At 66.3% G+C, this 20,480-nt stretch carries 18 protein-coding genes; 8 read left to right on the forward strand and 10 right to left on the reverse strand.

The genetic code is table 11. The features are described 5' to 3' along the window. Positions 1-82: 82 nt before the first annotated feature. The 4 genes from ACUDCK_RS04500 to ACUDCK_RS04515 all read right to left on the reverse strand — a co-directional run bounded on the left by ACUDCK_RS04500 (position 83) and on the right by ACUDCK_RS04515 (position 5,601). Entirely contained in the window at positions 83-1,486 is a 1,404-nt protein-coding gene (locus ACUDCK_RS04500; protein WP_175168327.1) for an APC family permease, read from the reverse strand. A 237-nt stretch (positions 1,487-1,723) separates the two neighbouring features. Next, positions 1,724-2,845, reverse strand: coding sequence for a CaiB/BaiF CoA transferase family protein (locus ACUDCK_RS04505; RefSeq protein WP_175168328.1), 1,122 nt, complete (start codon positions 2,843-2,845; stop codon positions 1,724-1,726). Between the two features lie 13 nt (positions 2,846-2,858). Next, positions 2,859-3,836, reverse strand: a complete 978-nt coding sequence (locus ACUDCK_RS04510) for a Bug family tripartite tricarboxylate transporter substrate binding protein (protein WP_064523046.1) — start codon at positions 3,834-3,836, stop codon at positions 2,859-2,861. Between the two features lie 55 nt (positions 3,837-3,891). Next, the gene (locus ACUDCK_RS04515; RefSeq protein WP_175168329.1) at positions 3,892-5,601 is read right to left on the reverse strand and encodes an acyl-CoA dehydrogenase family protein; all 1,710 of its coding nucleotides are present in this window, start codon (positions 5,599-5,601) and stop codon (positions 3,892-3,894) included. Between the two features lie 141 nt (positions 5,602-5,742). Between ACUDCK_RS04515 and ACUDCK_RS04520 the strand changes: the two genes are divergently transcribed. Further along, positions 5,743-6,675 (forward strand): LysR family transcriptional regulator, encoded by a 933-nt coding sequence (locus ACUDCK_RS04520; protein ID WP_175168330.1) that lies wholly within the window; start codon positions 5,743-5,745, stop codon positions 6,673-6,675. A gap of 43 nt (positions 6,676-6,718) precedes the next feature. Here the strand turns inward: ACUDCK_RS04520 and purU are convergent, their stop codons facing one another. From purU to ACUDCK_RS04550, 6 genes are all read right to left on the reverse strand, one after another. Continuing rightward, the gene (gene purU, locus ACUDCK_RS04525) at positions 6,719-7,573 is read right to left on the reverse strand and encodes a formyltetrahydrofolate deformylase (protein ID WP_054501821.1); all 855 of its coding nucleotides are present in this window, start codon (positions 7,571-7,573) and stop codon (positions 6,719-6,721) included. Between the two features lie 3 nt (positions 7,574-7,576). Then, complete coding sequence (locus ACUDCK_RS04530) at positions 7,577-8,710, reverse strand: NAD(P)/FAD-dependent oxidoreductase (protein ID WP_059269379.1); 1,134 nt, start codon at positions 8,708-8,710, stop codon at positions 7,577-7,579. Beyond that, positions 8,707-9,231 carry a flavin reductase family protein gene (locus tag ACUDCK_RS04535; RefSeq protein ID WP_175168331.1) on the reverse strand — a complete coding sequence of 175 codons (525 nt, stop codon included), beginning with the start codon at positions 9,229-9,231 and terminating at the stop codon, positions 8,707-8,709. The genes ACUDCK_RS04530 and ACUDCK_RS04535 overlap by 4 nt, the downstream gene beginning before the upstream one ends. 45 nt (positions 9,232-9,276) lie before the next feature. Further along, the gene (gene pdxH, locus ACUDCK_RS04540; RefSeq protein ID WP_175168332.1) at positions 9,277-9,906 is read right to left on the reverse strand and encodes a pyridoxamine 5'-phosphate oxidase; all 630 of its coding nucleotides are present in this window, start codon (positions 9,904-9,906) and stop codon (positions 9,277-9,279) included. Between the two features lie 152 nt (positions 9,907-10,058). After that, positions 10,059-10,712, reverse strand: coding sequence for a gamma-glutamylcyclotransferase (locus ACUDCK_RS04545; protein ID WP_049071574.1), 654 nt, complete (start codon positions 10,710-10,712; stop codon positions 10,059-10,061). 2 nt (positions 10,713-10,714) lie between these two features. Next, on the reverse strand, positions 10,715-11,842 hold the full coding sequence (locus tag ACUDCK_RS04550; protein WP_054501975.1) for an MFS transporter: 1,128 nt from the start codon (positions 11,840-11,842) through the stop codon (positions 10,715-10,717). Positions 11,843-12,338: 496 nt separating this feature from the next. Between ACUDCK_RS04550 and ACUDCK_RS04555 the strand changes: the two genes are divergently transcribed. The 7 genes from ACUDCK_RS04555 to ACUDCK_RS04585 all read left to right on the forward strand — a co-directional run bounded on the left by ACUDCK_RS04555 (position 12,339) and on the right by ACUDCK_RS04585 (position 20,258). Next, a complete protein-coding gene (locus ACUDCK_RS04555) occupies positions 12,339-13,523 on the forward strand; it encodes an efflux RND transporter periplasmic adaptor subunit (RefSeq protein ID WP_049071576.1) in 1,185 nt (394 codons plus the stop codon). A gap of 1 nt (position 13,524) precedes the next feature. After that, entirely contained in the window at positions 13,525-15,483 is a 1,959-nt protein-coding gene (locus ACUDCK_RS04560) for a MacB family efflux pump subunit (protein WP_020925032.1), read from the forward strand. A 5-nt stretch (positions 15,484-15,488) separates the two neighbouring features. Then, complete coding sequence (locus tag ACUDCK_RS04565; protein ID WP_175168333.1) at positions 15,489-16,916, forward strand: efflux transporter outer membrane subunit; 1,428 nt, start codon at positions 15,489-15,491, stop codon at positions 16,914-16,916. Between the two features lie 342 nt (positions 16,917-17,258). Next, complete coding sequence (locus tag ACUDCK_RS04570) at positions 17,259-18,167, forward strand: LysR family transcriptional regulator (RefSeq protein ID WP_116792683.1); 909 nt, start codon at positions 17,259-17,261, stop codon at positions 18,165-18,167. A gap of 192 nt (positions 18,168-18,359) precedes the next feature. Beyond that, positions 18,360-19,220, forward strand: a complete 861-nt coding sequence (locus tag ACUDCK_RS04575; RefSeq protein ID WP_175168334.1) for a hypothetical protein — start codon at positions 18,360-18,362, stop codon at positions 19,218-19,220. 308 nt (positions 19,221-19,528) lie between these two features. Then, positions 19,529-19,939 carry a hypothetical protein gene (locus tag ACUDCK_RS04580; RefSeq protein ID WP_131728096.1) on the forward strand — a complete coding sequence of 137 codons (411 nt, stop codon included), beginning with the start codon at positions 19,529-19,531 and terminating at the stop codon, positions 19,937-19,939. A 217-nt stretch (positions 19,940-20,156) separates the two neighbouring features. Continuing rightward, positions 20,157-20,258, forward strand: a complete 102-nt coding sequence (locus tag ACUDCK_RS04585) for a hypothetical protein (RefSeq protein WP_231132953.1) — start codon at positions 20,157-20,159, stop codon at positions 20,256-20,258. Positions 20,259-20,480: the final 222 nt, after the last annotated feature.

The following is a 20,480-nucleotide window of genomic DNA, read 5'->3' on the forward strand; positions in this document are numbered from 1 at the left end:
AGTTTTTCGTTGCGGGCCTGCCGCTCGGCTTCCGAAACGCTGGCCGCCCGACCCCGCGAGCGGCGGGGCCGGGCGCAACGGTTCATTCCAGCGCCGACGGATCCAGCCGCATCTTGTCCTCGCGGCTGCGCGCCAGGTAGGTCACGCCCCACATCGCCACGCCCAGCAACAGCAGCCAGCCCGCCACCTGGTACTGGATCAGGTCGCGCCCGGTCAGCGGCGTGACCAGGAACAGGCAGGCCGCCGCGCCCAGCCACGGCACGATGCGGTTGATGCGGAAATGCTCGTGCTTGACCTGGTCGCGGCGCAGCACCAGCACCGCCACGTTGACGAAGGCGAACACGCCCAATAGCAGCAGCGCCGTGGTGCCGCCCAGGGCGCGGATGGCCTCGGAATCGGCCAGCGCCACCAGGATGATCAGGCCGAAGGCCAGCGCGGTGGTGAACAGGATGGCCGTCCACGGGGTCTGGTTGCGGCGATGCACGTGCGCCAGGAATGCCGGCAGCACGCCCTGGCGCGACATGCCGTACAGCAGGCGGCTGGCCATCATCATGTTGATCAGGGCCGAGTTGGCCACGGCGAACATCGAGATCACCGGCATGATGTATTCCACCGGCAGGCCGGGCGCGGCGCGCTTGACCACCAGCACCAGCGGCGTGCTGCTGCTGGCCAGTTCGCCCACCGGCACCAGCGCCACCGCGCAGATCGACACCAGTACGTAGATCACTGCCGTCAGGCCCAATCCGGTCAGCATCACCTTGGGGAAGATGCGGCTGGGATTGTGCGTTTCCTCGGCCATGTTGACGGAGTCCTCGAAGCCGACCATGGCGAAGAATGCCAGCGCCGTGGCCGAGGTGACGGCCAGGAATACGCCCTTGTCTTCCGGTGTGTCGAAAGCGATGACGCGCGAGAAATCGGCCTGGCCTTCCGACATGGCGTAGAAGCCTAGCAGAATGACCATCAGCAGGCCCGACAGCTCGATCAGCGTCAGGACCACATTGGCGCGCACGCTTTCAGACGCGCCGCGCAGGTTCACCAGCATCACCAGCGCCATGAAGCCCAGCGCGCCCATGGTGATCCAGGTCTTGCTGGCCTCGATGCCGAAGGCCGCGAACAGGTTGGCCGCGAAAGCCTGCGACGCCGTCGCGGCCGAGGTCAGGCCCGAGCACATCACGGTGAAGCAGACGATGAAGGTCAGGAAATGCACGCCGAACGCCTTGTGCACGTAAAGCGCGGCGCCCGCGGCTTTCGGGTACTTGGTGACCAGTTCCAGGTACGACAGCGCGGTCAGCAGCGCCACGCCGAAGGCCACCAGGAACGGCAGCCAGGCCGCGCCGCCGACTTCCTTGGCGACCTGTCCGGTCAGGGCGTAGACGCCCGTGCCCAGGATGTCGCCGACGATGAAAAGCAGCAGCAGCTTGGGGCCCATCACCCGCTTGAGCGGGGCGTTCTGTTGCGGCTCGCCGCTGGAGGCGTTCGTGGCCATAGTCTTTCTCCTTGTTCTCGTTCGATGGGGGAGTCGCGCCAGGGCAACGTCGAGGGAGCGGGCATGCTGCGCGGATGTCGCCGCGCGTCGCTCCCCCGGAGCCCGCCGGGAGGGGCGGGCCGGTGTGATGGGGAAAAGTCTAAATCGGCCGCGCGCGCGGCAGTGCAACAGTCATGCAACGAATTGTCTGTGCATGCAAGACATGCAAGCGCGTGTAGGGAAAGGCGGTCCTGGCCGCTATGGCTGGGACGGCGCCAGGTCGGGCGGCAGGCGGCGCAGCGTGGCGGGCGTGCGCGACAGCTTGATCGGCGAACCGACGCCGCGGTAGTCGCCCTGTTCCAGCACCATGCCGCGATGCTTCGTGTGCGGATGGGCCAGCGCCTGGTCCACGGTCTGCACCGCCGCGGCCGGCACGCCGGCGCGCAGCAGGCGGTCCGCCAGCGCCGCGGCGTCGTGCTGCGCGAGCAGCGCGGACAGGTCGTCGCGCAGGGCCTGGCGGTGCGCCAGCCGGTCGGCGTTGGCGGCATAGCGCGGGTCCGTCGCCAGCGCCGGCGCCTCCAGCGCCTGCGCCAACTGCGCGAACTGGCGGTTGTTGCCGACCGCCAGGAAGATCGGGCCGCTGGCCGTGGGCAGGGTTTCGTAGGGCGCGATGTTCGGATGCGCGTTGCCGCTGCGGCCCGGCGTCTTGCCGCTGTAGAAGTAATTGGGCGCGTGCGGATGCAGCAGCGACAGCGCGCAGTCGTACAGCGTGATGTCGAGGAACTGGCCCAGGCCGCTGCGCACGCGTTCGTTCAGCGCCAGCAGGATCGCCACTGCCGCGTTCAGGCCCGTCACCATGTCCACCACCGGCAGGCCGACGCGGGTGGCGTCGCCATCGGCCTCGCCGTTCACGCTCATCAGTCCGCACATGGCCTGCGCGCAGGCGTCGTAGCCCGGCAGGCCGCCCAGCGGGCCATCGGCGCCGAAGCCGCTGACGCGGCAGTGGATCAGTTTCGGGAAGCGTTCTTTCAAGGTGTCGTAGCCCAGCCCCCATTTCTCCAGCGTGCCTGGCTTGAAGTTCTCGACCAGCACGTCGGCGTCGGCCAGCAGGTGGCGCAGCAGTTCCTGTCCGGCCGCCTGCGACAGGTCCAGCGTCATGCCGCGCTTGTTGCGGTTGACGCCGACGAAGTACGACGCGGTATCGCCCAGGAACGGCGGGCCCCAGCCGCGCGTCTCGTCGCCGCCGGGCGGCTCGATTTTGAGCACGTCGGCGCCGTGGTCGGCCAGGATCTGGGTGCAATAAGGACCGCCCAGCACGCGCGACAGGTCGATCACTTTGCAGCCGGCGAGGGCGCCGGCATCGGGAAGCTTGGGAGCCATGGAGCCTCTGCGGTCAGTCGATGGAAACGTTGGCGCTCTTGATGAGCGTGCGCCACTTGGGCACTTCGGCCGTGATGAAGCGGGACAGTCCCTGCGGCGTCTGGTCCTGGGCGCGCACGATGCCCTGGCTGCGCAGCGTCTGTTCGATCGCGGGGTCCGACAGCGCGGCCTGGAATGCCTGGTTCAGTTTGGCCACGGTCTCGGGCGGGGTGGCCTTGGGCGCGACGATGCCGAAGAACACGCTGACGTCATAGCCCGACAGGCCCTGTTCGGACAGCGTCGGCAGGTCCGGCAGCGCGTCCGAGCGTTGCGCGCTGGCCAGGCCGATGGCGCGCAGCTTGCCGGCCTTGATGTACGGCAGCGCCGTCAGGATGTCGGTGAACGACATCGACACCTGGCCGCCCAGCAGGTCGTTGAGCGCCGGCCCGGTGCCCTTGTACGGGATGTGCATGATGCGCGTGCCGGCCATCTGGTTGAACAGGATGCCGGCCAGGTGCGAGGACGCGCCGTTGCCGGACGAGGCATAGCTGAGCTTGTCCGGGTTCTTTCTGGCGTAGGCGATCAGTTCCTGCGCGTTGTTGGCGGGCACCGACGGGTTCACCACCAGGATGTTGGGCAGGTGGCCGATGCGGATGATGGGCGCGAAGCTGGTCTCGGGGTTGTAGCCCTGGTTCTTGTACAGGCTGACGTTGATGGCCAGCGGTCCCGAGGTGCCGAACAGGATGGTGTAGCCGTCCGGCTTGGCGGCGGCTACGTATTCGGAACCGATGTTGCCGCCGGCGCCGGCGCGGTTCTCGACGATGACGGTCTGGCCCAGCGGCTGCTTGAGCTTTTCGGCCAGGCGGCGCGCCAGCGCGTCGGTCGGGCCGCCGGGCGGGAACGGCACCACCAGCGTGACGGGGCGCGACGGATAGGCGTCGGCCGCCAGCGCGGGAGGGACGGCGGCGATGGCGGCGGCCGCCAGCAGCAAGGGGGTGAACAGGCGTTTCATGGTTGTCTCCAGTGGTGGGCGCGCCGGCTGTGCCGCCGGCGTCGGGGGCGCCAGGCTACAGCGCGTGTTGCAGGATGCCGCGGCAGGCGGCGCTTTCGTCGGGGGGAATGGCGTAGGGATCGCGCGGCGCCAGGCGGTGCTGCAGCACCTGGTCGGCCAGCAGCGCGCGGCTGGCCAGGCCCTCGCCGGCGGCTTCCCAGCGCAGCGCCGCCATCGACACCGCGTGGTACAGCAGCGAGGCGGCCTGGCGCGCCAGTTCGGCGTGGTCGCCCTGCGCGGCGTGTTCGGCCAGCGCATAGGTCCGCTCCAGCGCATCGGCCTGGGTGGCGGCGAGCGCGGACGGGCAGGGCAGGCCGTCGGCCAGCAACTGGTCGAGATGGCGGCGCAGCGCGGGCAGCGAGCCTTCCTTCTTGATGGCGCGCAGCACGTCCAGCGCCACGATGTTGCTGGTGCCTTCCCAGATCGAGCCCAGGTGCGCGTCGCGCACCAGGCGCGGCTCGGTCCATTCCTCGATATAGCCGCAGCCGCCGCGCACTTCCATGGCGTCGCCGGTGACCTTGCGCGCATCGCGGCAAGCGCGGAACTTGATCAGGGGAGTCAGGATGCGCGCCAGCGCCGCATCGCCCCGGCCCTGGTCGGCGTCGGCCAGCGCGCGGGCGGTCTGGAACATGACGCTGCGGGCCTGTTCGGCCCATACCGTCATTTTCACGAGCTGGCGTTGCATCAGCGGCATGTCGATCAGGCGCTTGCCGAACGCGCGGCGGTGCTGCGAGACGTACGTGGCCTCGGTGACGGCGCGGCGCATCAGGCCGGCCGCGCGCATGCCGTTGGACAGGCGCGAGTTGTTGATCATGTCGGCCATGTGCTTGAAGCCCTTGCCACGCTCGCCCACCAGCCACGCCAGCGCGCCTTCCAGGCGGATTTCGCCGCTGGCCATGGAACGGGTGCCGAGCTTGTCCTTCAGGCGCAGGATGCGGTAGTGGTTGTGCGTGCCGTCGGCCAGGTCGCGCGGCAGCAGGAACAGCGACACGCCCTTCAGGCCGGGCTCGCTTTCGCTGCGCGCCAGCACCATGGCGAAGCCGGCATCGGGATTGGAGCAGAACCACTTGTCGCCGTGGATGCGCCAACTTCCGTCGTCCTGGCGCGTGGCCGTGACCTCGGTGGCGCTGACGTCCGAGCCGGCGCCCTGTTCGGTCATGAACATGGCGCCCTGGCGCAGGGCGTCGAAGTCCTGGCTGGTGACCTGCGGCAGCACCCGCTCGACCAGCGCCGGGTCGCCGAACTTGCGCAGCGTGCGCGCCAGCGAGTCGGTCATGCTGACCGGGCAGCACAGGCCGAACTCGGCCTGCACGAACAGATGGCTGAGCGCGTACTTGGCGGCGGCCGGCATCGGTTCGGGCCAACCCAGCACGCCGCCGCGATGCGACAGCGCCGCCAGGCCGAATTCGCTGTAGGCCAGGCGTTCCAGCTCGATATAGGCCGGATGCTTGTCGATGCGCGACTCGTCGGCGCCGGCGCGGCTGCGCACCGACAGAGTGGGGGGATGCTTGTCGGCGGTGGCCGCCAGCTCGTCCATCAGGCCGCCGGCCAGTCCGCCCAGGCGGTCCAGGTGCGGCAGCAGGTGCGCGTGCAGCGCGGCCGGCAGGTAGCGCCGGGCCAGCGGCGCGGCGTAGGGATCGGCGCGGAACAGGTTCAGGCCGCGCGCGTCCGGGACGGGCGTGGCGGCGTGGGCGGGGGCGACGGGGAGCTGGGCGGGGGTATCCATGGCGGCATCCTGCGCAAAAGGGGAGTTTCCGGCATGGTGCGATGATGGATTAATCTATACAAATACCGTTTTGGTGTAGACCTATCCAATAAAAATATGGATCTCGGGCGCCGTCGGCAGGCGCGCCCCGGGAGGAGACCGATGGACCTGGATCCGCGCTTGTTGCGCTATTTCATCGCCGTGGCCGAAGAACGCCATTTCAGCCGCGCCGCCGCGCGCCTGCACATCTCCCAGCCGCCCTTGAGCTACGCCATCCGCCAGCTCGAGGACAACGTCGGCGCGCGCCTGCTGGCGCGCACCAGCCGCCACGTCGAACTGACCGCCGCCGGCCAGGTGCTGTACCGCGAGGCCCTGACGCTGCTGCGCCAGGCCGAGGACGTGCGCATGCTGGTGCAGCGAGTCGACGCCGGCCTGCGCGGCCGGCTGCGCATCGGCTTCGTGGGCTCGATGCTGTACCGCGGCCTGCCGGCGCTGCTGGCGTCGATGCGGGCCGAACTGCCGGACGTGGAACACGTGCTGACCGAATTGAATTCGCACGACCAGATCGAGGCGGTGCGGCGCGGCGAGCAGGACCTGGGCTTCATCCATGCCAACCCCGTGCCGGCCGGGGTGGCGGCGCGCGACCTGCTGGCCGAACCTTTCGTGGTGTGCCTGCCGCAAAGCCATGCGCTGGCCGGGCGGCGTTCGTTGGCGTTGGCGGACCTGGCCGGCGACGATTTCGTGTTCTTCGCACGCGCCGCTTCACCCAGCTATTACGAAACCGTGCTGTCGCTGTGCGTGGCGGCGGGCTTCATGCCCGTGGTCCGGCACGAGGTGCGCCACTGGCTCAGCGTGGCCTCGCTGGTGTCGCAGGGGCTGGGCGTGTCGATCGTGCCGTCGTGCCTGTCGCACAGCGGCCTGGCGGGCACCCGGTTCATCGCGTTCGAGCACGAGGCGCGCTCGGTCAGCCAGGTGATCTGGCCGGACGAGGATCGTTCGCCGCTGCAGGAAAAGGCGCTGGCGCTGGTCGAGCGCCAGTTTCCCGCAGCCGAGGCGGGTCAAGCAAAACGCCGGCACGGGGGCCGGCGTTCATGAGGCGGGCGGCGCCCCGCCAAGGAATGCGGGCGCCGGTACTGTGCTAGCGGAACACCACGGTCTTGTTGCGGTTCAGCAGGATGCGGTGCTCGACGTGGCTGCGCACGGCGCGCGACAGCACCAGCGACTCGATGTCGCTGCCGACCTGGGTCAGGTCCTGCGCCGTCATGGTGTGGTCGACGCGCTCGATGTCCTGGTCGATGATCGGGCCTTCGTCCAGGTCCGAGGTGACGAAGTGGGCGGTGGCACCGATGATCTTGACGCCGCGCGCATGCGCCTGGTGGTACGGGCGGGCGCCCTTGAAGCTGGGCAGGAAGCTGTGGTGGATGTTGATGGCGCGGCCATTGAGCGCGCGGCACATGTCGGCCGACAGGATCTGCATGTAGCGCGCCAGCACCACCAGGTCGATCTCGTAGCGGTCCACCAGCGCCAGCACCTGGCGTTCCTGTTCCGCCTTGGTGTCGGGTGTGACGGGCAGGTGGTGGAACGGGATGCCGTAGGACGCCGCCAGGCTGGCGTAGTCGTTGTGGTTCGAGACGATGGCCGCCACTTCGGCATGCAACTGGCCGCTGTGCACGCGGAACAGCAGGTCGTTCAGGCAGTGGCCCTGCTTGCTGACCATGATCAGCAGGCGTTCCTTGCGACGCGCGTCATGAAGCTGCAAATCCATGCCGTACTCGGCCGCCATCTCGTCCAGCCGGGCGCGCAGCGCGTCCGGGGCCGCGCCGGCCGGCAGGTCGAAGTGCACCCGCAGGAAGAAGCGGCCGGTCTCTTCGTCACCGAACTGCTGCGAATCGAGGATGTTGCAACCCGATTCGAACAACAGGCCGCTGACGCGGAAGACGATGCCGGTCCGGTCGGGGCAGGACAGGGTCAGGATGTAGTCGTTGTGCTGCATGATTCAGTGGGAAGAATGAGAAGAAGCGTCGTCCGCCAGGCGCGCCAGGGTTTCCTCGGCCAGTGCCAGGCTGGAAGTCAGCCCGGGCGATTCTATGCCAAACAGGTTCACCAGGCCGGGCACGCCATGGGCGGCCGGGCCGGCGATGACGAAATCGGCGGCCGGCTCGTGCGGACCGGAGATCTTGGGGCGGATGCCGGTATAGCCCGGCGCCAGGGCGTCGTCCGGCAGGGCCGGCCAGTAGCTGCGCACGGCGGCGTAGAAGACCTCGGCGCGGGCCGGGTCGATGGTGTAGTCCTCGGTGCCGACCCACTCGGTGTCGGGGCCGAACTTGGCCTGGCCGCCCATGTCGAGCGTCAGGTGCACGCCCAGGCCGGCGTGTTGCGGCACGGGGTAGATCAGGCGCGAGAACGGCGCGCGGCCGGACAGCGTGAAATAGCTGCCCTTGCACAGGTAATCGGTGGGGATGCTGGCGGCCGGCACGCCCTCGATGCGGCGCGCCAGCGCCGGCGCCTGCAGGCCGGCCGAATTGATCAACACGTTGCAGCTCAGGCTCATGGCGTCATCGCCGCCGAACTGCAGATCGAAGCCGCCTTCGGGGCGCACCCGGCCGGACACCAGCGGGGTGTGGAACACGCACTGGGCGCCGGCGTTCTCGGCATCGCCCTGGTAGGCCAGCATCAGCGCGTGGCTGTCGACGATGCCGGTGGACGGCGACACCAGCGCCGCCGTGCAGCGCAGCGCCGGTTCCAGCCGCATGGCGTCTTCGCCGGAAATGAACTGCAGATCGTCCACGCCGTTGGCGCGGGCGCGCTGCGCGATGCCTTCGAGCTGGGCGGCCTGCTCGGCGCTGGTGGCCACGATCAGCTTGCCCAGCCGCTTGTGCGGAATGCCGCGCTCGGCGCAATAGGCGTACAGCAGATGCTTGCCGCGCACGCACAGGCGGGCCTTGAGGCTGCCCGCCGGGTAATAGATGCCGGCGTGGATGACTTCGGAATTGCGCGAACTGGTGCCGGTGCCGATCGCCTCGGTGGCCTCGGCCACCAGCACCTCGCGGCCCGACTGGGCCAGGGCGCGGGCGATGGCCAGGCCGACCACGCCCGCGCCGATGACGACGCAATCGATGTCGGCGCTCATGGCTTCCCGCCTCCCGCACGGGCGCCGGCGGGCGTCAGGTCGAAACCGCCCGCGTGGAAGACCAGCGGCGGTTCGCCGCTATGGCCGCAACGTTCGACTTCTCCCACCATGATGACGTGATCTCCCTCGACATAGCGGCTGCGGTTGTGGCATTCGAACCAGGCGGCGCAATGGCCGTCCAGCATCGGCGTGCCGCCCGGCGCGTGGTGCACGGTCAGGCCGGCATAACGGTCCGGCGTCTTGCCGGTGGCGAAGCGCCGCGCCAGCGCAATCTGGTCGGCGCTCAATACATTGACCACGTAGCGCTGGGACTGCTCGAAGGCGGCCAGCGACGAGGAATTGCGCGACAGGCTCCACAGCACCAGCGGCGGATTCAGGGACACCGAATTGAACGAGCTGACCGTCAGGCCAATGGGGGCGCCATCGAGGCCGGCGGTGGTCACGACCGTGACGCCGGTGGCGTAGCGGCCGAGCGCGGTGCGGAAGAAGGCAGCGTCGAAATCAGGGGAGGAGGCTGGCATGCAATTGAGAAATGGGGCGGGCGCCGTGGCCGGCGCCCGGCGGCGTCAGGGCGACAGGCGCTCGATCTTCCAGCCCTGGCCGTCGGCGACGTAGCGCAGACGGTCGTGCAGGCGCGAGGGCCGGCCTTGCCAGAATTCCATCGAGGTGGGCTTGAGGCGGTAGCCGCCCCAGTGCGGCGGGCGCGGCGGCTGGTCGCCGTAGCGGGCGCGGAATTCCTGCTCGCGGGCTTCGAGTTCGGCGCGGGTGATGGGCTGGCTCTGGCGCGAGGCCCAGGCGCCGATGCGCGAACCGGCCGGGCGGCTGTTGTAGTAGGCGTCCGATTCCTCGGCAGGCACTTTTTCCACCACGCCCTCGATGCGCACCTGGCGCTCGAGCGGTTGCCAGAAGAACAGCAGGCAGGCGCGCGGCTCGGCCAGCAGGTCGGCGCCCTTGCGCGACTCGTAGTTGGTGAAGAACGTGAAGCCGTGTTCGTCGAAACCCTTGATCAGGACGATGCGGGCGCTGGGCTGGCCGGCGGCGTCGACGGTGGCCAGGGTCATGGCGTTGGGCTCGGGCACCTTGGCGGCCAGGGCCTCGTCGAACCAGCGGGTGAACTGCTCGAACGGGGACGCGGCGGCCTCGCTTTCCAGCAGCACGTTCTTTTCGTAGCTTTGACGCAGATCGGAGACAGACATGGGACGTTTGATTCAGCGTTGATAACAAGCAGTTTATACCGCCGAAGAAACGCTCCCCTCATTGACCCCGCGCAGGGGCTGGGCAAGTTTTTGCGCCGCGAGGGCCTCCGGCGCCTTTCGGCCGGCCCTGGCGGCCCCGCGCCGGGCTCGCTTCAGGCGCCCTCGGGCAGGGTGTGGCTGTCCTGTTCCAGGCGCCGGGCGATGGCGTCCAAGCGGGCGTCGTGGATGCCGGCGGCGCGCAGGGCCTGGGCGGTCTGCACCACGTAGTCGGTGCAGGGGCCGTAGCGGCCGGCGGCCCGCCGCACGATGGCCAGCAGCTCGGCCTCGGGCAGCGCGCGGATGTAGGCCGGGTTGTCGCGGTTCATGATGAAGACCAGGGCGCGGACCGGGCCGGCCTCGGTGCTGCAATTGATCCAGCGGGGCAGGTAGGCGCCGGTGGACATTTCCCGGTCCCACAGGGCGGGGAAATAGGTCGGCACCTGCCGGCCGGCCAGGCGGTAGACCACGCCGCGGCAGGAGCCGCCGCGATCCAGGCCGAACACCAGCCCGGGGCATTCCGGCGTGCCGCGGTTGACCCGCGACCACAGGCACAGCGCGCGGTGGTGGCCGCGCAGAGTGGCCAGGCGGCGCTCTTCGAAATCGAAGTCGGGGCGCCAGATCAGTGATCCGTACCCATATACCCAGACGTCCTCGCCGTCGCGCCAATGGCGCAAGGCATCCTGCAACGATGCCTGCCGTTCTTCAGGGGTCCACAGGCGAAAAGGCAGGCTGGCGCCGGCCACGGGAGGAGAAGACTGCATGTTCACGACTACGGTTTCCGGTCAGGCTCGAGCGGGGGGTTGCGATTGACCCACCCCCCGGCCATCAGGGCCACGGAATAGGCCCAGAACAGGGGAGCGACGCCAATGACCGCACCCAGCGCGCCGAAGGTCAGCGGCAGGGACACCTGGGAACCGTTGATCAGCGCCATCCGCAGCCCCACGGCTTCAGCGGCGCGGCCGGGCGGCGAATGCTGGTGCAGTAGTGAAAGCATACTCGGTTGGCAGCATCCCAGCGCAAGCCCCAGGATGAAGGACAGCACGATCAGGACGCCAACGTCGGTGAACAGCGGGTAAAGCATGAAGTCGATGGCGGCGGTGGCCATCGCCACCCGCACCAGCGTCCAGGAACGCACCCGGCGCTGGATCAGGGGCAGAACCAGGCGGATGATGAACGTTGCCGCCGCGAAGGACGCAAGAATGACGCCGATGGTGGTGGCGGACAGGCCGATGGCAACGCCGAAGATGGGCACCACGAACAGATGCGTGTCCCAGGCTCCGGACAGGATGGTGTTGACCATCAGGATGCGGCGCAGCGCGGGCACCGCCAGCAGCTCGGTCACGCGGCGGCGCTGCGCTTCCTTGGCGCCGGCCAGTTGCGAATCCACCGCCTTCAATTGGTGCCGCAGCGCGTACAGGCCGGCGGCCGACAGCAGCGGGCCCAGCGTCAGCAGGCCGAAGGCCAGCCGGGTGCCGAGATGGTCGATCGCCAGTCCGGCGATCAGCGGACCCGAGAAACCCGAACCGGCCAGGGCCAGCGACATCAGCGAGAAATTGCGCAGGCGCTGGGTCGGCTCGGCATGGCCCAGCAGGTCCTGCGTGGCCACCTGGTGCAGCATGAAGCCGATACCGATGCAACAGGACGCCACCAGCAGCGCGAACTGGGTCTGCGACAGGAACGGCAGCGCCGTGCCGACCGCCACCAGCGTGGTGCCGATGACCAGCGGCCGGACGATGCCGACCCGGTCCACCCAGCGGCCGGCGCGCACCGAGAACAGCATGGGCAGCACCGCGAACACGGCCACCAGGGTGCCGACCTTGAAGGTCGACAAGCCCATCTGCAGCGCCGTCAGGGACACGGTGATGCGTCCACCGGTCAGCGCCACGTGGTTCAGCATGGCCAGCACGCACAACAGCGCCGCCCCGGAAAACTCCGGGGCGGCGCTGTTTGAAGAGGGGGAGGGGGGCGGATTGGACACGGATACGGCTTAACTGCATTCATTCTGTCCCTATCGTCGCCCTATGTCGAGGCGTGGTTTTTTTGCGTCGCCGCATTTCGCGATCGCCAGTGGCGACAAGATAGGCGCCATCTATGGCCCATCTGGGATAGGGATGCGGCAAGATGGCACCATGTTGGCGGCACGGTTCCATAGAATGGAAACGCTAATGCGCCGCAACAGATGTATCGTTCGTGCAACGGAACAATTTTGCCCGCCCCGGACCCCATGCCGGGGCCTTTACCGTTTTTCACCCTTTCGCCACAGATTGGCCATGCTTTGACGCAGCCCCCCGTTTAGGATGAGCGGGCAGTATGGGTACGCACAGCCGGCCCGATCCGTATCGAGTTATTCGAGTGGTGGACGATGCCTCCGCCGCCTCCTCCGAACTGGTTCAATGAAAAAGCCTCGTAGCAAAGTCCAGCGTTACGTCCTGATCGCCGTCGTTCTCCTGATCATCGCCTTTGGCGTCCGCGCCGCCTTCTTCTCGTCGCCGCCGCCGCCTACTTTCGCCGTGGCCGAGGTCGTCCGCGGCAACCTCGAAGACAGTGTGCTGGCCAGCGGCACCATGGATGCCATCGAGCGTGTCAGCGTCGGCGCGCAAGCCACCGGCCAGTTGAAGTCGCTCAAGGTGGCGCTGGGCGATCGGGTGACCCGAGGCCAGTTGGTCGCCGAGATCGACGACCTGACCCAGCAGAATGAATTGCGCAATACACAGGCCGCGCTGCAGACGCGCCGCGCCGAGCGCGCCGCCAAGGTCGCCACCCTGAAGCAGGCCGAGCTGGCGTTTCGCCGCCAGCGCCAGATGCTGGCGGCCGACGCCAGTTCACGCGAGGCGTATGAATCTGCCGAGGCCACGCTGAGCGTGACGCGGGCGGAGATCGCCGCGCTCGACGCCCAGATCGTCCAGGCCGAGATCGAGGTCGACAAGGCCAAGGTCAACCTGGGCTACACCCGCATCGTGTCGCCCATCGACGGCGTGGTGGTGGCGGTGGTCACCAAGGAAGGCCAGACCGTCAACGCGATCCAGAGCGCGCCCACCATCATCAAGGTGGCCCAGGTGGCCACCATGACCATCAAGGCGCAGATCTCGGAGGCCGACGTGACCCGCGTCAAGCCGGGCCTGCCGGTCTATTTCACCATCCTGGGCGAGCCGGACCAGCGTTACCACGCCACGCTGCGCGCGGTGGAGCCGGCGCCGGATTCGATCCAGAAGGACGATGCCACCGCGTCGCTGACCTCTTCCAGCTCCACCTCCACCAGCGCGGCCGTCTACTACAACGGTCTGTTCGACGTGCCCAACCCGGACGAGAAGCTGCGCATTTCCATGACCGCGCAGGTTTCCATCGTGCTGGGCGAGGCCCGCGACGCCGTGGTGGTGCCGGCCTCGGCCCTGGGCAAGCGCGGCCAGGACGGCCGCTATGAGGTCCGCGTGGTTGGCAAGAACAACCAGACCGAGACCCGCCAGGTCAGGATCGGCATGAATAACAACGTGCAGGCGCAGGTGCTGGAAGGCCTGGAGGTGGGCGAGCGCGTGGTGTCGGCCGACGCCGCGCCGGTGGCCGCCGCGGCGGGACGCTGACATGGCCGAACCGTTGATTTCGCTGTCCGGGGTCCGGCGCGAATTCCCCGCGGGCGAGCAGACCATCGCCGTTCTCAAGGACATCAACCTGACCATCGAGGCCGGGGAAATGGTGGCCATCGTCGGCGCGTCCGGTTCGGGCAAGTCGACCCTGATGAACATCCTGGGCTGCCTGGACCGCGCCACCAGCGGCGACTACCGCGTCAGCGGCCGCAGCACGGGCGAACTGGATCCGGACGAGCTGGCCGAGCTGCGCCGCGAGCATTTCGGCTTCATCTTCCAGCGCTACCACCTGCTGTCCGACCTGACGGCGCAGGGCAACGTCGAGGTGCCGGCCGTCTACGCCGGCAAGCGCCGCGAGGCCCGGCTGGAACGCGCCGCCGACCTGCTCGAGCGCCTGGGGCTCGGCGAACGCACCGGCCACCGGCCTGGCCAGTTGTCCGGCGGCCAGCAGCAGCGTGTGAGCATCGCGCGCGCGCTGATGAATGGCGGCGACATCATCCTGGCCGACGAGCCGACCGGCGCGCTGGACACGCACACCGGCCAGGAAGTGCTGCGCATCCTGGAGGAACTGAACGCCGCCGGCCACACCATCATCCTGGTCACCCACGACATGAACGTGGCGCGGCACGCGCAGCGCATCATCGAGATCAGCGACGGCGAGATCGTCTCGGACCGGCGCAATCCCGACGCCCCGCGCATCGAGGTCAAGCGCGAGGAGGCGGCGCCGCTGCCGCCGCGGCCGGCCTGGCAGGCCTACCTGGACCGCTGCGGCGAAGCGCTGCGCATGGCGCTGCTGGCCATGAACGCGCACCGCCTGCGCACCTCGCTGACCATGCTGGGCATCATCATCGGCATCGCCGCGGTGGTGTCGGTGGTGGCGCTGGGCGAGGGTTCGCGCCAGAAGATCCTGGAAGACATCAGTGAGATCGGCACCAATACCGTCGAAGTGTTTCCCGGCAAGGACTTCGGCGACGAAAAGGCCCTGACCATCCGCACCCTGGTGCCGGCCGATGCCGAGGCCCTGTCACGCGAGTCCTACGTGGACAGCGTCACGCCCGAGGTTTCCACCAGCAACACGCTGCGCTATCGCAACGTGGCGGTGAATGGCTCGATCCAGGGCGTGGGCGAGCAGTATTTCCGGGTGCGCGCCGTCAAGCTGGCGCAGGGCAAGTTCTTCGATTCCACCAGCGTGGCGCGGCGCGCCCAGGAAGTGGTGATCGACGAGAGCACCCGCAAGACCCTGTTCGGTTCGCACACCGACCCGATCGGTCAGGTGGTGTTCCTGGGGTCGATGCCGGCGCGGGTGATCGGCGTCACCAAGAAGAACGACACCGTGTTCGGCAACAACGAGACCTTGAACGTGTGGATTCCCTACACCACGGCGCTGTCGCGCGTGCTGGGGCAGCAGCACCTCAAAAGCATCACCGTGCGCGTCAACGACGCCGCGCCGCCGGCGGCGGCCGAGCAGGCCATCACCAAGGTGCTGCTGCGGCGCCACGTGGTGAAGGATTTCTTCGTGTTCAACACCGACGCCATCCGCAAGACCATCGAGCGCACCACGGCCACCATGACGCTGCTGGTATCGCTGATCGCGCTGATCTCGCTGATGGTGGGCGGTATCGGCGTCATGAACATCATGCTGGTATCCGTGACCGAGCGCACCCGCGAGATTGGCGTGCGCATGGCGGTGGGCGCGCGGCGCAGCGACATCATGCAGCAGTTCCTGATCGAAGCCGTGCTGGTCTGCCTGATCGGCGGCGCCGTGGGTATCGCGCTGTCGCTGGGCCTGGGCGTGCTGGTCTCGAAAGCGACCGGCGGGTCCTTCCGCATGATCTATTCCACCGCGTCGATGGTGGCGGCATTCACCTGCTCGACCCTGATCGGTGTGCTGTTTGGTTATCTCCCGGCGCGCAACGCGGCGCGCCTGGATCCCGTCGAGGCCCTGGCCCGGGAATGAGAACGATGAAAGCTGTTTCCCTGATCCGCAAACCCGCCGCCCTGGCTCTGGTGCTGGCCCTGGCCGGCTGCGGCGGCCTGCTCAAGAGCGAATACGAAACGCCGCGGACGCAGTCGCCGGCCGCCTGGCTCCACGGCACGGGCGCCGACGCGCCGGCCAACGCGCTGGCCGCTGGAGGCGCCTGGTGGCGCAATTTCAACGACCCGGTGCTGGACGGCCTGGTCGATGGCGCGCTGGCGCGCAACAACGACCTGGCCGCCGCCGCCATCCGCGTGCGCCGCGCGCAATTGCAGGCCGGACTGGCACAGGACCAACTTATCCCGCAACTGTCCGGCACCGGCAACGTGACGCGCGCGCGCAACCTGCGCGGCGAACGCGAAATCACGCGCACCAACAGCGCCGAACTGTCGATCGGCTACGAGGTCGACCTGTGGGGCAAGCTGTCGCGCCAGCTCGACGCCGCCGAGTGGGAAGCGCTCGCCAGCGAGCAGGACCGCCAAAGCTCCGCGCTGTCGCTGGTGGGCACCACCGCCACGCTGTATTGGCAGACCGCCTTCATCAACCAGCGCATCGCCAGCAGCCTGGAGAGCATCGCCTACGCCCGCAAGACGCAGGAACTGGTGCGCGCGCAATACGCCGCCGGCGGCGCCTCGGCGCTGGAAGTGGCCGAGGCCGAACAGACCGTGGCCAGCCAGCAGGCGGCGCACGCGCTGCTGGTGCAGCAACGGGTGGAATACGTGAACGCGCTGGCGATCCTGTTCGACGGTCCGCCCGACCGCACCATGGCCGACCCGCAACGCCTGCCGCAGTACCCGCTGCCGCAGGCGCGCGAAGGCGTGCCGGCCGAACTGCTGGGCCGCCGTCCCGACCTGCGCGCCGCCGAACTGCGCCTGCGGGAGTCGCTGTCGAACATCGACGCGGCCCGCGCCAGTTTCTACCCGACGCTGACCCTGACCGGCGCGCTGGGCAGCTCCAGCCCGACGCTGTCGAATGTGCTGCAGAACCCCGTGGGCACGCTGACGGGGGCGCTGACGCTGCCGTTCCTGCAATTCAACCGCCTGAACCTGAACCTGAAGGTCTCGCGCGCGGATTTCGACGAACGGGTGGTGAGCTTCCGCCAGGCGCTGTACCAAGCCATGGCGGATGTGGAAAACGCGTTGTCGAACCGGACGCAGTTGCGCCTGCAGGCTGAGCAGTTGGACGCGTCGCTGAAGGCGGCGCGCGAGGCGGAGCGCCTGTACGAGGTGCGCTACCGAGCCGGTTCGGTCTCGTTGCGGTTCTGGCTGGACGCGCAAGAGAAGCGGCGCGCAGCCGAGATCGCGCGGGACGAGAATGCCCTGAATCGGTTGGTGAATCAGGTGAAGGTCTATCAGGCGCTGGGAGGGGACGATGCCGTCGTCATGGCCGGTGCTGGCGCGGTGGACGGCCGATGAGCGGATCGCGCCCATAGCGCGTTGAAAAAAGCCCCGGCGTCGGCGCGCGATATCGCCGGCGCCAGCGCTGAAATCCGATCGCGTCCGATCCTCCTGGCCGCGTCAACTTCGATATTGGCTCGGGCAGTTCGCAAGCTGACCCGCAGCGCTTCGGCCTGTTCCCGAATCGTCGCCTATGCCGTCAGATTCGGACGGTTTCACCTGATGCAATAGAAGACGGAAAGCAGCGTCAGCCGACGCTGAATCATGAAGGCCGTCGCTACAATCGATTGACCGCGCAATACCCCGCCAGACTGATCACGTTCACCGCAACGTACGATCACCGTCACCGAAATACTCAGAATGAACTTGCGACTGCTGAAGTACTTCGCTGTGTTGGCCGACGAGTTGAACTATCGCCGCGCCGCCGAACGGCTGCATATTGAAATCTCGCCGTTGTCTCGGGCGATTCAATCGCTGGAAACCACCTTGGGGGTGTCTCTTTTTGTGCGGTCCAACCGGGGCACCCTGCTCACGCCGGAGGGGGAAGCGCTACGGGAGCACATTCCGGCCATATTCAGCGCAATCGGTCAGGCGCGCGACAGCGTCCTAGGCGTGGCCGTTGGCAATCGCGGCGCGCTACATATTGCCCTGTCAGAAGGAATGAACCCGACGCGATTGGCCGCGTTGATGGCCGGTTGCCGCGCGGACGAGCCGCGCGTGGTCATCCATTTTTCGGAGGTGCCGTTCGCCCAGCAACTCGCAGGCCTGGACCAAGGCCTTTACGACCTGGGTTTCGCTCCATCCGACCACGTGGGCCGCGGCATCGTGGCTGAACGAGCCTGGCAAGACCCGATCCATGTGATTCTCCCCACCGGCCACCCGCTGCTGGCGATGGAAGTGATTCCATTGAGCGCGGTTCTCAGGCATCCCCTGGTGCTTGGCGATCCGAAGTATTGCGAGGGATGCCGCCGGCAAATCGACCGCTTGATCAGTAAGGGTTCGGCCCAACCTCTCGTGGCGGCGCAGGTGCAATCGACCTATCTCATGCTTTCGATGGTGGCCGCTGGCGTCGGCCTCGCACTGGTGGGCGCTTCCCAGGCCCTTTCAAGCTGGGAACTCGGCATCCTCAGCCGTCCGCTGGCCGAGCCGGCGGCGTTGACGACCTGGCTCCTGCGCTCAACCCGCGTCGCACGCCAGAACGTGACGCGCTTCGTTGAGCGGGTGATTGCCATGCGCGAAGACACCTCTCCACCTTCCCGCGCGCGGTAAACGGCCACTATCGGTGCGTGAGCCTGGCTCGATCACATCCACACGTTACCTTTTGGGCCTATCACGTTGCCCATAAGGCAACGTGATAGGCCTTTCGCCGTTCTAGATTGAAAGATCCAATTCCCTGCCTTTGTAGCGCTTTTGGAAAAGAAGTCAGGGGCGTCAATTGCTGGAATCAATCAGGAGCTGCTTGTGCAAGTATCCAATTCAACGCTGTCAGGTCCGAGCGGCCCGCTCGGTTTCAACTATTCGTCGACGCGGTTCACCACCGACGCGAATGGGGAGGCCCGCTTCACCGAAGTCATGGGTTCTGCGAAGCAAAAATATATCGAAAGCCCCCCCGCATCGAAGGCCGTGACCCTGTCTGATAAGGCGGTGGCGCTGTCAGGCCAGGAGACCGAAGATGAGGATGCAGATCTCAGCTTGTTGGCGTGCTGGACACCGGAAGCTCTGGCGCGTTTCGCAAATAACTATACAGAGGCCGAACGGTATCAGAAGCTCGAGATTATGGTTTTCAATAGCGCATACACGCCAGGGCACGATTGCAGCGAACTCACGTCGGAGGGCGGTCCCATATATTATGGGACCACGAGAATTCTGGTCACGCCCGAAAGGGAGGCCGCGTTAAAGCGGCAGCACGATACATTTGCAGCTCAACAGGAAGCCTTGTATGTCACCGAAATGAGTAAGGGGAGCTCGGCTATGGATATCTACAAGAAGATCGGGAAGCTGATTTTGGCGCAGCCGGATGATTTTGCCTATAAATTTGGAATTAGTGTCAAATATCGCGAAAGAATGGATGCTCTTACCGCGGCTTATAACAGTGCGCATAATAGCCAGTTTGGCAGGCATGTCGATCATTCCTCATCTAGTATGCCACTCTCGAATGAGTCAAAGGTTGACGCATTGGTGAAAGCGAAGACTAGTCTTGCGCATAATTCCGTATTGCAAAAAGCGAGCGATCTAGAGCGGCAGCGGCAACAGATATTAATGGACCTGCTTCATGGGAAAGCAGGCTTTAGGTCTAAATCTGCATCCAGTCACCGAGTGTAGGTTGTAAATTTAAAAGTCCTGTGCCCGGGCTGTTTTTTGAAAAAATTCTTGGCAGAAGTGGTGCTTGATGATTTTCATCGGGCATTTTTATTTCGTAATCTGGCCGGTTTTGCCTGATTTATAAGGTCACGCGTGTTCCAAAAATAGCAATATGCGAGTTCATGGCTGCGTTCAAATTGAGGTGGCAGGTCGTCAACCTGCTTCACCCTGCATGTTGACCAAGTTTTTGAAGCATAAGTCATCCCAAGGGTGAGTTCGGCATCAGTCGATGATTGATGCATAGTCAACGTACCCCATGGAGAGATTTCATGAAAAATCGATTGTTGCATGTTTCGGTTGTTGCTTCGCTTTTGTTCTCCGGCAGCGCGTTTGCCGGTGATTATGTGTGGTCCACCTATAAGAGTGGTGACTATGTGTCGAGAAGAGGGGGAACCGCCACGGTTGTGTATCAACCCAGCAATTTTCTTGTCTCGCCACTGGGGAAAACCGTCACTGGTGTGCAAGTTCAGCTTCAAGATAGTTCCCAGGCAAACGTATCAATGGAGGTTTGCTATAACGGCCCGATCGATTGCTATCCCATAACCTACAGTGGACAAATCTATAAAATGTTTAATGGCAGGCCGGCCGATAAGCCGTTCACGGTAAGGTATACCGGTACTGGTCTTGGTCCGTATCCACGCTACGTTATCGCCACGATGGTGGTCTATTACGGCGATTAACTAACTCCTTGAGTGGCGACTCGTAGATCTGGCGTTGAGTTGTTGTCGAAGCTATTCGCGTCGATTTCGGACTATGTGATCGATGCGAATTACTGACACTCCGGGCCTTCCGCTCATTCAAATCACACGTGTCGGCCATACCTATCGCATGGACAGCCAGTCCATACCCGTGCTGCGTGACGTGGCATTCGAGGTCCATTCCGGTAAAACATGCGCGATGCTCGGGGCTTCCGGTTCCGGCGAGAGCACGTTGCTCAACCTCCTGGGCTTGCTCGAGTGGCTTTCGGCGGACCGGTTCCTACCTGGGGAACCCCGCTAGGGGGGCAACTCCCGGCAACAGAAAAACTTCATCAGGTTGAACTAGCCATTGCGGGGCGAATTGCTGCCTATCTGCGCGGTGGGTACCGCCTTCGGGTGGGTTGCCCGTACGTTACCTTTTCGGTCTGGCGCGTTTCTCATAAGGCAACGTCATGGGCCACTCGCCGTTCTAGATTGAAAGATCCAATTCCCTGTCTTTGTGGCGCTTTTGGAAAAGAAGTCA

It is taken from the genome of Achromobacter sp. CF-sbj1-Ac2-l (genome assembly GCF_052698165.1).